Here is a 12,802-nt window from a genome sequence, read left to right on the forward strand (position 1 = left end):
GATGCGCTGCAGGCTTGATTACTACTCAGTAGTTTTGGACATTTATACGTATAGACGTCCATAATACGGATTCAATGTTACTGCGGCAAGGTGAAATTGGCCGCAATAGCTCGCGTGATAGTAAAGGATTTAGCATGACCCGCACCCGCAAACTGACAATCTTTTTGATGCGCCATGGCCACTGTGAAGGTGGTGAGATGTTGCGCGGTAAAACCGACGTGCCGTTGAGCGCGGAAGGTGAAGAGCAGATGTGGGATGCGTGGCGCTTGATTTCGGACGATATCGATGGCGCGCGCTTATCTTTATTGACCTCACCGCTGCGCCGCTGTTGTGATTTTGCTGATGCCTTAGTTGATGATATGCCGGAGTTTTTTGAACGTTCACTGCAGGTTGCCCCTTGGCTGTCTGAACTGGATTTTGGCGACTGGGACGGAGTGCCATTTGCTGAACTCGAAGCGCTGCATAGCGATAAGCTGATTGAATTTTGGCAAGCGCCGTTGGATATCACTCCGCCAGGCGGTGAGCCGGTGCGTGATTTTCATCAGCGAGTCGTGACTGGCTGGAAAGAGTTACAGCAACAGCTGCTCAAGTCCGATAAAGATAACGCGTTACTGGTGACCCACGGCGGCGTGATTCGCTCCTTGATGAGTGATGTGATTTGCCCCGGTGAACTGCCTGCAGCTGGGCTGTTTAATGCCTTTGACCTGCCTTACGGTTCGGTGGTCAAGATCAGTTTGTTTGCTTCTGAGGTGGGTGGTCAATGGCAATGCTCAGGCCGTTTGCATTGGAATTTTGCCAGTAGCTTTCCCCTCTAATGTTAAAACCTAGCGTAACCGCTTAATTTTTAAGGCTGAACAGTGACAGTTGTCCCTAAGCTGTTAGTCTTTAGTGATCGTATGAACAGACAACGCGGAGGTCGCGCATGAATGCTGCCCTTAGGGCAGAAAACCTTAGCTGGTCTGCTGATGGCAAAAAGATTTTGCAAGACGTCAGTTTTGCACTTGAGCCAGGCAAAATGCTGGGGTTAATCGGTCCAAACGGCGCTGGTAAGTCCAGTTTGCTGCGCTGCCTCTATCGCTACCACCAACCGCAAGCCGGTAGAATCCTGCTTAATAATAAAGAAATCAATAGCATAAGTCGTAAAAGCTTTGCGCAAACGGTAGCGGTTGTGTTGCAAGACACTCCGACAGAAATGAACAGCACTGTTGAGCAAATCGTGGCCACCGGTCTGACCCCTTACAAAGGCCTTTTCCAATGGGATGGCAAGGAGGATAATAACGCTATTCAAGCAGCGTTATGCCAGGTTGGGTTGGCCGACAAAGCATATGCGTCTTTTAGCCATCTTTCCGGTGGAGAAAAACAGCGAGCGTTAATCGCCCGGGCGATAGTGCAGCGACCCTCTTTGTTCATCTTGGATGAGCCGACAAACCATCTGGATATCCGTTATCAAATCCAAATTCTCGAACTGGTTCGCAGTCTCGGGATCACGGTTATCGCATCGATTCATGATTTGAATCTGGCATCGGCATTGTGTGATGAACTGCTGCTGTTGGCTGATGGTCGCTGTGTCGCGCATGGTGATGCAGCTGGGGTGTTGACCGAAGAGCGCATATCGCAAGTGTTTGGGGTGTGTTGCAAAGTCACGCCGCATCCACAAATCGGTAAGCCATTGATCCACTATTACTATGGCTACCAGAAAGAAGGTGGTTATCGTAACGAGGCTGGCTACCGCAGTAAGGCGGATCATGAGGTTGTCATTGATGCCAAGTAGCGCTGACAACCCATTATTAGCTCAGGTACAGCGCCGCACTCGGTGTTGGTGTGTGTTGTTACTGGGATTGATTATTTCGCCATTACTTGCCGCCAGTTTTGGTGCTGCAGATGTTAGCGTTACTGATGTTGTGAAGGTACTGGGTAAGCATTGGTTCGACATGGGAAACGTGTCTAGCATTCGCGAGCAGATTATCTGGGAGCTGCGTTTACCTCGTATCATTTTGGCATTTACAGCGGGTGCTGGTCTTGCGTTGAGTGGCTTTGTGCTGCAAAGCGTAACCCGCAATCCGCTGGCCGATCCGTATCTGTTTGGGATTAGTGCGGGCGCCTCTTTTGGCGCAGTCAGTGCGATAACCCTCGCAGGTGGGACCGTATTGGCGAGTTTATCTTTACCCGCTGGGGCATTTCTGGGGGCCTGTTTGTCAGTGTTGTTGGTGCTGGCATCAGCGGGGCAAAGGATGACGAGTCAAGTTGAACGTATGTTGCTGTCCGGTGTGGCGGTGTCATTTATGTTCGGCGCATTTACCAGCTTGTTGTTGTACTTCTCTACGCCGTTGGCGTCACAGTCGTTGCTGTTTTGGACCATGGGCAGTTTTGCTCAAGCCGATTGGCAAAGCTTGTGGTGGCCGGTCTGCGTAGTGACCTTCGCACTTGGCGTAGTGTTGAGCCAAAAGCGACAGATCCTTGCCATGTTAAGTGGCGATGAGACTGCACACACTCTGGGGGTCAGGGTAGTGAAAATGCGGCTGGGAATGTTGCTGTTGTGCTCGCTCATTACCGCAACTTTGGTAGCACATTGTGGCGGCATTGGGTTTGTGGGGTTGATGGTGCCCCATTTGGTACGTCTGTTATTGCCCGGACAGCAACCGATATTGCTGACGGCCTTAGTAGGCGGCTTGTTTATGGTGTGGGTAGATGTGCTCGCTAGAAGCGTAATGCCTTCACAGGAACTGCCGGTGGGCGTATTGACCTCGGCAGTAGGTAGTGTGTTTTTTCTGTTCGTATTAAGAAAACGCGGACATTAGATCAATCAGGATGGATTCGTATGTACAAGGTAACCCCAGTCAATCACTCACTGGATAGTGAGATACTCTCGCGTATTGATAACAAAACTAAGCCACTCGGCGCACTCGGTGAACTCGAATCACTGGCGCTGCAGTTGGGCCGTATTCAATTAACCTCTGCTGCTGACAAGCTGGCAATCAACAAACCGACTATGTTGGTGTTTGCTGGCGATCATGGTATTGCCGACTATGGTGTATCGATCGGTGGCAGTGAAATTACCGCACAGATGGTGCAAAACTTCATCAATGGTGGTGCTGCGATCAATGTTTTCTGTCGCCAAAATAACATGGCGCTAGAAGTGATTGATTGTGGTATCAAAACGCAAATTGATGATCCACGTATCATCAACCAACGTTTGGGTAATGCGACTCAGCCGATTCATAAAGCTGCAGCGATGAACATTGACACTGTGCATCAAGGTTTCGCCTTTGCACGCGAATTGGTGGAGCGCCATGTGAACAACGGCAGCAATCTGCTGGCGATTGGTGAAATGGGCATTGGTAACACCACTTCAGCTGCAGCTGTGATGGCGGCGTTGACCAGTATTCCGGTCGCCGAATGTACCGGCAAAGGCACAGGTATCGACATTGTGGCGCTGAAACGTAAACGTATTATCGTTGAACAAGCGCTGCAGCATCACTATTCTCATCTGACCAACCCAATTCAGATTCTTGCCTGCGTTGGTGGGTATGAAATCGTGCAGATGACCGGTACTATTTTGGCGGCGGCAGAGTTTGGTGTGCCGGTGCTGGTAGATGGCTTTATTGCTTCTGTTGCGGCATTAGCGGCGGTGAAATTGGCACCTGCTGCCCGTGATTATCTGATTTTCTCGCATGAATCAGGTGAGCATGGTCATAAACGTTTGTTGCTGAGCTTGAATGCTCGCCCAATGTTGCGCCTTGGTCTGCGCTTGGGCGAAGGTACTGGTGCAGCGTTGGCATTACCATTATTACAAGCTGCCGTGTCGTTTTATAACGAGATGGCCAGCTTTGCTGAAGCGGGTGTCACCTCTGTGGTTGAGCCTGCAGTCACTTCTGGAGCTGCTTAATGAAAGATCGGGCTGTCTGGCTGGAACAATTGCGATTATTGCTGATTGCTATCGGCTTTTTTACTCGGATTCCAGTGCCATCCCAAATCAATGTGGATAGCGACAGCCTCAATCGCGCCAGCCGTTATTTTGGCGTGGTTGGCTTGCTGGTGGGCTGTGTGTCAGCACTGGTCATGTGGTTGGTGTCATTGGTGTTACCGATGTCGATTGCCATCGTGTTGGCCATGCTCACCAGCATCTTACTTACGGGTGGTTTTCATGAAGACGGTTTAGCGGATACTGCCGATGGTTTTGGCGGTGGTTGGAGCATTGCAGACAAGCTCAACATCATGAAAGACAGCCGGTTGGGCAGCTATGGTGCGCTGGCGTTGGTGATGGTGCTGCTGCTCAAGTTTGAGCTGCTGACCGAGCTGACCTTGTACGATCCTGTCTCAGCGTTTATGGCGCTGATTTTGGCGCACACGCTGAGCCGAGTGATTGCCGCCAGCCTTATTTTTAGCGAAACCTATGTGCGTGATGAAGGCACAAGTAAACCTTTAGCACATCAACAGAGTATTAATGATCTCGGCATTCTGCTGTTGTCGGGGGTGCTGGTGGTGATGCTACTGGCGCCCGCGTCGATTATTACCTTTGTGGTCTGCGCTGTGGTGATCCGCTATGGCATCGTATTTTGGTTGCGCAGCCAAATTGGCGGCTATACCGGAGACACTCTCGGCGCCGCGCAGCAACTTAGCGAACTCGCGATTTATATACTGTTGTTGGTTGGCCGGAATAGCGCTGGATGATCCATCTGGTCATTGGCGGTGCGCGAAGTGGCAAGAGTCGCTTTGCCGAGCAATTAATAATGCAAAGCGGCTGTGCTTCGCCAGTGTATATTGCCACTGCAACCGCGGGCGATAATGAGATGGCGCAGCGTATTCGCCACCATCAACAGCAGCGCGCCAATAGTGACGCAGCATGGCAATTGCTGGAATGCCCACTGGCGTTAGCTGAGACGCTTACATCGTTATCGGGGCGCCAGCAGCCAGTATTAGTGGACTGTTTAACCCTATGGCTCACCAATCAATTACTGGCAGACGTCGATATGCAGCAATGCCGCAGTGCACTTTGCCAAGCAGTTGCTCACTTTGATGGCGAGCTGGTGCTGGTGACTAACGAGGTCGGGGCGGGCATTGTGCCACTGGGTGAACTTAGCCGCCGGTTTGTGGATGAAGCCGGGTGGCTCAACCAGCAGCTGGCCAGCATTGCCGATCAGGTAACGCTGGTGGTGGCGGGATTACCGCTCACACTGAAACAGTAATATCCTCATCAACTAAGCTTTTATTTCATTGAGATTTCTCACTTAACCATTTCACCCTTTTAGCCGCGAGATTTTATTGTGACTGATGAATTAACCCCAACCCCAACCCCACAGCCCAATGATGAACAGCAGAAAGCAGATCGTCATAAAGCCCGCCAGCAAAAACTCAAGCAGGCGGTGGATGCCCGCGTTGCGGCCGCGACCGACGAAAAGGGCATTTTGTTGGTGTTGACCGGCAACGGTAAAGGCAAATCTACAGCCGGTTTTGGCACTGTGGCACGTGCTGTCGGCCATGGAAAAAATGCTGCTGTGGTGCAATTTATCAAAGGTTCTTGGGATTGCGGTGAGCGTAAGTTACTAGAGAACGCCGGCGTACAATTTGAAGTCATGGGCACCGGCTTCACTTGGGATACCCAAGATCGTGCCAAAGACACCGCTGCGGCAGAAAAGGCTTGGCAAGCGGCGGAAGCGTGGCTCAAAGATGACCGCATCGACGTGTTGCTACTCGATGAACTGACCTACATGGTGAGCTTTCACTATTTAGATTTAGATAAGGTGATCACTGCTTTGCAAAATCGCCCGCCGATGCAGCATGTGATTATCACTGGCCGTGGTTGCCATCGCCAGTTGATCGATTTGGCCGATACCGTCAGTGAAATCAATAACGTCAAACATGCCTTTGATAGTGGCATCAAAGCCCAGTCAGGGTTTGATTATTGATAGCTGTGCATGACATTAGCGAAAATTTGGTGGCTGACCGCAGATTTTCGCTAAAGTCGATTTGATTCACATCTATGATTTAAAAGCGCAAATAGTCATTTTATCCGCTCTGATTCATTCGTATGATCGCCAATAGTTTAAATGTCATACGTATGAGGTTGTAATTCAAATGAAACGTTTAATGTTACGTAGCACGGCTGCGCTGATGTTACTGTTTGTTGTCTTGGGTGCATTGCTCATGATGCAGCCTAGCCCTCGTCATTTCAAACAACTGCAATTGGCTGACTTTTATCTGTTTTCATCGCCGCAGCAGTTACAACTGGCGCAACATTATTGGGATCGTCACAGCAGTGACTATTCTCCTGAATTGGCAGAAAAATGGTTTGTTCGCGCAGCCAAAAACGGCGAAGCAGAAGCCCATTACCAGCTGGCACATCTTTACTATATTTTCCCGAATCTTTCCGGCTTGGAATGGGAAGCCAATGTGCTGATGGCGACCGATGAGCTGGAACACGCAGCCAACAGCGGTATGCTCAAAGCGCAAACAGAATTGGCCGACATCCTGTTTAAGCATGACAACACCCCAGACAAAATTCGTGGTTTGGATTTTTTGGCCAGAGCCGCTAAGCAAAATGATGTGAAAGCCATGATGCAGCTCGGACGCCGTTACTGTACCGATCCTGATGTGCAAAACTTCACCCTTGGCAAACAGTATCTTACTCAGGCGGCGGAAGCTGGCGATAAGCAAGCGCCGCTGATGTTGGCGTCGTTCTATCAACAAGGCCGTTGTGGCGATGCTGACTTAGCCCAATACCGTTATTGGATTGAGAAATCGGCGACTGACGGTAATGTGGAAGCGATGCAACAGTTAGCCGCACAATACCTGCAAGGGGATGGTCGCAGCCAAGATTTGCTGCAAGCGGCACTGTGGCTCTATCGCGCGCAACAGCCCGATGCCCTGTATCAATTGGGCATGTTATTCCAGCAACAACCTGAGCTGTTTACTCAAGTGAAACAACAGGTGAGTTCCGGATTTGTGGCTGAATCGAATTACGCCGATAGCATAGTGAACTGCTTTTACTTGGCGACAGAACAAGGTCACCCGAAAGCAGCGTTTGCCTTTGGCGTATTGAATCTTGAACACAAAGACAATGAGTTAGCGATGCAGGCGTTTAAGATTGCTAAAGATGCGGGTTACCCTAAATTTGCAGCGCAACTCGGTGATGAGCAAGCTAAGAAAGATGTGCAAATCATCAAGGCCAACGACTTACAGCGATTCTTCGAACTGCAAGGTTAGTCGATTCTTGGGTAGGACAGTGCATAGCAAAAAGGACGGCGATTGCCGTCCTTTTGATTCATTTTTGGGTGCGTATTTTTGAGCGCGCACCGAGTTTTAGCGTTTGCCTAAGTCGTCTAGGCTAATACCTTATCCAGCACCTCAGTAAACTCTGCTGAGGTTACAGTAACGTCTGGCGCAAAGCGGGCTAACACTTGGCCATCCGCGCCAATCAAGAATTTTTCAAAGTTCCACAAAATGTCACTGTCAGTTTCAGGTAACAGCTTCATTTCGGCTAATTTGTCGGCTAAACCGCCAGTAGGATTTTTAATTGCGCTTGGCTGGGCGGCAATCAGTGCTTGGTACAGTGGATGACGATTGGCACCATTCACTTCAATTTTGGCAAACATTGGAAAGGTTACGCCGTAATTCAAGGTGCAGAATTGTTGGATTTCCGCTTCAGTGCCGGGCTCTTGTCCTAAAAATTGATTGCAGGGAAAACCTAAAATTTCAAACCCCGTGGCTGCCTTGGCTTTGTAAAGTGCTTCTAACTCTTCATATTGTTTGGTTAAGCCGCACTTAGACGCGACGTTAACTAGCAGTAATACCTTACCTTGGTATTTAGCCAGTGAGACCTGCTCACCGCTGATTGTGCTGACTTCAATGTCATAAATACTCATCTGATAAACCTCATTAATTATTTGATCTAGATCACATTGCATCAGTGATGATTTTTCGTCAAGCGTTGGCAAAAGAAAAGGGCGTTACCCGTGGATAACGCCCTCTATGTTCGTTGTGATTATCTGAATCATGCCACTTTAAAGCCCTTAATCGCGGTACTTAACTGCGCGCCCAGTGCGGCCAGCCGTTCAGTTGCCTCTGCGGTTTCGTTGGATGATGACGCAGTTTGGTTGGCAATTTCATTCACTTGAGTGACGCGGCGATTGATCTCTTCTGCCACAGTGCTTTGTTCTTCCGCCGCGGCCGCAATTTGATGGCTCATCTGCTGCACCGTTGATACGGCACGGGCAATTTCGCTAAACAATTGCCCCATGTTTTGCGCACTGTTGGCATTGGTGATGGCCATTTGACGGCTGTTTTCCATCATCTTTAACGACTTTTGTGCGCCGGTTTGAAGTTGCTGAATAATCGATTCAATTTCCGAGGTCGATTCTTGAGTGCGCTGTGCCAAGCTACGCACTTCGTCGGCTACCACCGCAAATCCTCGGCCTGCTTCGCCTGCGCGAGCGGCTTCAATGGCGGCATTAAGCGCCAGCAGATTGGTTTGCTCGGCCACGGATTTGATCACTTCCATCACACTGCCGATGCCATCGGTTTGTTTAGCTAATGTCTGCATGGCTACCGTTGTTTGATCGAGTTCGTGGTCAAGCTTATTCACAACCTCGATGGTGTCGTCCATCGCACGGTTACCCGCCATGGTGACTTGCTCGGCACTGCTGGTGGCTTCAGCGGCTTGCTCCGCATTTGAGGCGACATCATGTACGGTGGCGGTCATCTCGTTCATGGCCGTAGCAACCTGTTCAGTTTCTACTTGTTGCTGCGCCATGCCGCTTCGATTTTGTTCGGTCACGGCAGATAATTGGGTAGCTGCAGCGGTGATTTCGGCAATGCCGCCACTGACGTTGCTGATTAACTCAGTTAGTGAACGGGTCATATCGCCAATTGCTCGTTGCAGCGCGCCCACTTCGTCTTTTCGCTCGGTCGTCAGTGGATTGGTCAGGTCGCCCTTAGCGATGCGTTCGGCGGCGATTGCGGTAATATGCAGTGGCGCGGCAATCATGCGGTTAATAACAATAGTGGACAACACCCCAAGCACAATCGAGATGATCGATACGCTTGCCAAGGTGTAGCGGGCGCTGTCACTTTTGCCGTGTTGCCATGTCATTAAGTCATGCTCGAGATTATCAACCCCATTGCGAATACTGCGGGCAACTTCAACGTAGCGTTCGGTGAGTTTGTCGGCAGTAATATGCGCTTCAACATAGCGATTTAACTGTTGTTGCACACTGTCAATCTCGGTAATGAACCCTTTGCTGCGGCCATCACTCATACCCGAGACTTGCTGTTTAATCGAAGCAATTTGTTGACTGATCTGGCTGGGAATTTGGCCTGCTTGGCTTTTGTCAGCGAACCAAGCATTCAGATCAAAACGTAGCTGTTGAGCTTCACTGCTGATGGTTACGATTGTCGCAAGCTGTTGCCAGTGAGTATCGCTACCGCTATGTAATTGCTGTTCAAGTGCGTGGGTGTGCTCTATAAGCTGCTGTAGCGTGTTACGTGTCGCAGTTACTGCTTGAGATTGGCTTTGATACAATGGCACTAAGGTTTGAAACAGCTCGCGATATTGTTCAACAAAGGTGATGACTTGGCGATAAGCCGCCAACTGCTCGGCATTACTGCTCGACGCGGTTTGCGATTCGAGCAGTGACACCATGGTTTGAATGTTGTCGGCAAGTAATTGCTGATCGCTTTGGCTCATTGAGCGTAGATAGTTTTCTCGTGCCGCTTTGGTGTCAGAAATAACTTTATTGAGTTTCTGAATGGCAATCACTTTATCGCTTGAACTAATGACATTTCCTAGGCCTTGCCAGCCGGTAAATGTCAGCAACAGTGATAGCAGCAGCACTAAACCAAAACCTAACATCAGTTTGGCGGCAATCGATATGTTCTCAAAAATAATCTTCATATGTTAAGTCCCTTTAAATATGATGCGGCGCGCGTCCCAGTCATAATTGCGTCACCTTAACTAAAGTGTAGTCAGGTTTTGCAATTTTCCTAAGCTCATTCATATCAGCTTTCAATCAACTAAAAAAGTGATTTTACAAAGCGAATTTTTGTGGAGGATTAAAGGTCTTGGTGAAGTTATTGAAAATGAACTTGTATGGCGATTTTGATTGAAGGATCTATGTTTTTATTAGACTAAATAGCCACTATATTTATTAAAGCAATAACGTTTTAAACGCGATTTTGTATTATTTTATGCTAATGCAAACCCTCGGAGAACAGACGCTGTTAGCCCTTAATCTCATGACGTTGGTTGATACAGCGCCGATGATAAATCGAATAATGACGTAAGCCAGCAGGGCCATGGCTGACGATTACTGACAACACGATAATCGCGAAAAAAAGCCAATCCATATATTGCGGGATGATGAAAAAACTGCCCAGTAGTGCCAACTTTACTAGGGTTAACACCCCTTTTAGTTGAATTATCCAGCTAGGTTCTCGCACAATCTCCCATAGCATCAATAATGCGCCAGAACACAGCGCTACAACCCAATAGGGGTACCAAAGCTGGCTCTCTACTGCAAACAACACGCCTCCAGACGCACCACACACACCGACAATATGCAGGGTTCTTAAACTGGTTTTTGTGATGCGTTGCAGCCAAAAAATCGAGTTTGGTAAATATCGTTGATGTGGGGACATAGCAAGCCTATATATTAAGTTTTATACATCTAATTAATTATTTTAATCTAATATTAAAAGCCAATTTAAACAATGGTTTTTGTTACATTAGTGGTTGTTTATTCAATCTTATTTTATCGTGAACAATAGTTACAAAACGATTTTTCTCAGTTTTTTGTGAACAAGATAAATATTGGTGTAGCTGTTGAGTGTTAATTTTCGCTCTGGGACTAATCACATTATCAACTTGGAAAATAACAATTATTGCTAATGTGAACAAGGTAATGATGAGCAATGAAGTTCTGGAGGAATTCCATGAAAGTAGCGGGACTATTAAAAGTATCCAGCTTAGCACTTGTTTTATTTAGCTGTTATCACAACGCAGCGAATGCTGAAGCGGATAATTTAGCAAAATTCCATCTTAATATGGGCGACTGTGATAGCTGTCACGTCAGTAAAAAAGGGCCAACTGACGACAACCTTACCCATGAAAACCAACAATGTTTGAGCTGCCATGGTTCAATGGATGAACTCGCTGCTGCCGATGTGGCCGCGAAGAAAGAGATCACCCCACATAAATCACACTTGATTGGGGATATTGCCTGTACCGCATGTCACAAAGGCCATGAGCAATCGGTTGCTTATTGTGATGCCTGCCATAGCTTTGGCTTTGACATGCCGTTTGGTGGTAAATGGCAACGTACCTTTGAGCCCGTTGATAGTCACAAAGCGGAACAAGACAAAGCGATTGCCGCCGGTCCACGTGAATCAATTGATATCGTGGTGGTGGGATCAGGCGGCGCAGGTTTAGCCGCTGCTGTCTCTGCCTCTGAAAACGGCGCCAAAGTGATAGTGTTGGAAAAAGAACCGCTGGCTGGTGGCAATACTAAGTTAGCCGCCGGTGGTATGAACGCTGCTGAAACACAATTCCAGAAGAAGCGTGGCATTCAAGATAAAGTGTCCATCATGATTGAGGACACCATGAAAGGCGGTCGCAATATCAACGACCCTGCGTTGGTGAATATTCTGGCGAGCAACTCATCCGATTCTATCGATTGGTTGACCTCTATGGGCGCCGATATGAGTGACGTTGGCCGGATGGGCGGCGCCAGTGTTAACCGTACTCACCGTCCTACTGGTGGTGCGGGTGTGGGCGCGCATGTGGCGCAAGTTCTTTATGGCGCTGCAGTGAAAAGCGGTGCCGATATTCGCTTCAATAGCCGTGTTGTACGTGTGCTTGAAGACAGCAATGGCAAGGTTGAAGGGGTGTTAGTTGAAGGTAAATACACTGGTTTCTACGTGATCAAAACCAGCGCTGTAGTAATGGCGACTGGCGGCTTTGCGAAAAACAATGACCGTGTAGCCAGTTATGATCCTAAGCTGAAAGGCTTTGCGGCGACTAACCATCCAGGTGCAACCGGTGATGGTTTAGATGTCGCGTTGGCGGCAGGTGCTGCGACCCGCGATCTTGAATACATTCAAGCGCACCCAACTTGGTCTCCAAAAGGTGGAGTGATGGTGACTGAAGCGGTACGCGGTAACGGAGCGATTTTGGTTAACCGCGAAGGTAAACGCTTCGTGAACGAAATCACCACCCGCGATAAAGCCTCGGCAGCCATTTTGAATCAAACTGGTGCCAGTGCTTTCTTGTTCTTTGATGATTCAGTACGTAAGAGCCTGAAAAAAATCGAGAACTACATCCATCTTGGCATCGTCACTGAAGGCAAAACCGTGGCGGACTTAGCTGCTAAATTGGGGCTGCCAGCCGCAAATTTAGAGGCTACAGTGGCAAGCTACAACGGCTTTGTGAAAGCAGGTAAAGATGCACAATTTGAACGGCCTAACATGCCGCGCGAACTGGCGACTGGTCCTTACTATGCGCTGGAAGTGAAGCCAGCAGTGCACCACAGCATGGGTGGCGTGAAAATCGATACCAGCGCTGAAGTGCTGAATAAAGATGGCAAAGTGATCAGCGGCTTGTTTGCTGCAGGTGAAGCCACCGGTGGTGTCCACGGCGCTAACCGTTTAGGCGGTAACGCGATCTCTGACATTGTCACCTTTGGCCGAATTGCAGGCCGTAACGCCGCGCAATTTGTTAAAGCAAAATAAGCGCTAACTACTGATGCGCTGCCACTGATGCCACGGTGCATCAGAGGTTAAACCTTGAGGCGAGCCATAGCGGCTCGCCTTT

12 protein-coding genes are annotated in these 12,802 nt (G+C 48.8%); 9 read left to right on the forward strand and 3 right to left on the reverse strand.

Features of this window, described 5'->3' with window-relative positions; translation table 11 throughout:
• The first annotated feature begins 134 nt into the window (after positions 1 to 134).
• The 8 genes from JYB87_RS03885 to JYB87_RS03920 all read left to right on the forward strand — a co-directional run bounded on the left by JYB87_RS03885 (position 135) and on the right by JYB87_RS03920 (position 7,203).
• Positions 135 to 815 carry a histidine phosphatase family protein gene (locus JYB87_RS03885; protein ID WP_207355604.1) on the forward strand — a complete coding sequence of 227 codons (681 nt, stop codon included), beginning with the start codon at positions 135 to 137 and terminating at the stop codon, positions 813 to 815.
• Positions 816 to 922: 107 nt separating this feature from the next.
• Positions 923 to 1,771: an ABC transporter ATP-binding protein gene (locus JYB87_RS03890; RefSeq protein ID WP_207355605.1), complete on the forward strand. Its 849-nt coding sequence runs from the start codon at positions 923 to 925 to the stop codon at positions 1,769 to 1,771.
• Entirely contained in the window at positions 1,746 to 2,798 is a 1,053-nt protein-coding gene (locus JYB87_RS03895; protein WP_207355606.1) for a FecCD family ABC transporter permease, read from the forward strand. The genes JYB87_RS03890 and JYB87_RS03895 overlap by 26 nt, the downstream gene beginning before the upstream one ends.
• Positions 2,799 to 2,818: 20 nt before the next feature.
• Positions 2,819 to 3,886, forward strand: a complete 1,068-nt coding sequence (gene cobT, locus JYB87_RS03900) for a nicotinate-nucleotide--dimethylbenzimidazole phosphoribosyltransferase (RefSeq protein WP_207355607.1) — start codon at positions 2,819 to 2,821, stop codon at positions 3,884 to 3,886.
• Positions 3,886 to 4,671, forward strand: a complete 786-nt coding sequence (locus tag JYB87_RS03905) for an adenosylcobinamide-GDP ribazoletransferase (RefSeq protein WP_207355608.1) — start codon at positions 3,886 to 3,888, stop codon at positions 4,669 to 4,671. Before cobT ends, JYB87_RS03905 begins: the two co-directional genes overlap by 1 nt.
• Positions 4,668 to 5,186 (forward strand): bifunctional adenosylcobinamide kinase/adenosylcobinamide-phosphate guanylyltransferase, encoded by a 519-nt coding sequence (gene cobU / locus JYB87_RS03910; RefSeq protein ID WP_207355609.1) that lies wholly within the window; start codon positions 4,668 to 4,670, stop codon positions 5,184 to 5,186. Before JYB87_RS03905 ends, cobU begins: the two co-directional genes overlap by 4 nt.
• A 78-nt stretch (positions 5,187 to 5,264) precedes the next feature.
• Positions 5,265 to 5,906 carry a cob(I)yrinic acid a,c-diamide adenosyltransferase gene (cobO, locus tag JYB87_RS03915; protein ID WP_207355610.1) on the forward strand — a complete coding sequence of 214 codons (642 nt, stop codon included), beginning with the start codon at positions 5,265 to 5,267 and terminating at the stop codon, positions 5,904 to 5,906.
• 181 nt (positions 5,907 to 6,087) lie between these two features.
• Positions 6,088 to 7,203 (forward strand): tetratricopeptide repeat protein, encoded by a 1,116-nt coding sequence (locus JYB87_RS03920; protein WP_207355611.1) that lies wholly within the window; start codon positions 6,088 to 6,090, stop codon positions 7,201 to 7,203.
• Positions 7,204 to 7,319: 116 nt separating this feature from the next.
• Here the strand turns inward: JYB87_RS03920 and JYB87_RS03925 are convergent, their stop codons facing one another.
• The 3 genes from JYB87_RS03925 to JYB87_RS03935 form a co-directional block, all read right to left on the reverse strand.
• Positions 7,320 to 7,862 (reverse strand): glutathione peroxidase, encoded by a 543-nt coding sequence (locus JYB87_RS03925; RefSeq protein ID WP_207355612.1) that lies wholly within the window; start codon positions 7,860 to 7,862, stop codon positions 7,320 to 7,322.
• Between the two features lie 128 nt (positions 7,863 to 7,990).
• Positions 7,991 to 9,889 carry a methyl-accepting chemotaxis protein gene (locus JYB87_RS03930; RefSeq protein ID WP_207355613.1) on the reverse strand — a complete coding sequence of 633 codons (1,899 nt, stop codon included), beginning with the start codon at positions 9,887 to 9,889 and terminating at the stop codon, positions 7,991 to 7,993.
• 326 nt (positions 9,890 to 10,215) lie between these two features.
• Positions 10,216 to 10,632 (reverse strand): hypothetical protein, encoded by a 417-nt coding sequence (locus JYB87_RS03935; RefSeq protein WP_207355614.1) that lies wholly within the window; start codon positions 10,630 to 10,632, stop codon positions 10,216 to 10,218.
• 294 nt (positions 10,633 to 10,926) lie between these two features.
• On the opposite strand from JYB87_RS03935, the gene JYB87_RS03940 reads away from it, so the two are divergent.
• Positions 10,927 to 12,720, forward strand: a complete 1,794-nt coding sequence (locus tag JYB87_RS03940; protein ID WP_407695829.1) for a flavocytochrome c — start codon at positions 10,927 to 10,929, stop codon at positions 12,718 to 12,720.
• Positions 12,721 to 12,802 lie beyond the last annotated feature (82 nt).

Source organism: Shewanella avicenniae (genome assembly GCF_017354945.1).
GTDB lineage: Bacteria > Pseudomonadota > Gammaproteobacteria > Enterobacterales > Shewanellaceae > Shewanella > Shewanella avicenniae.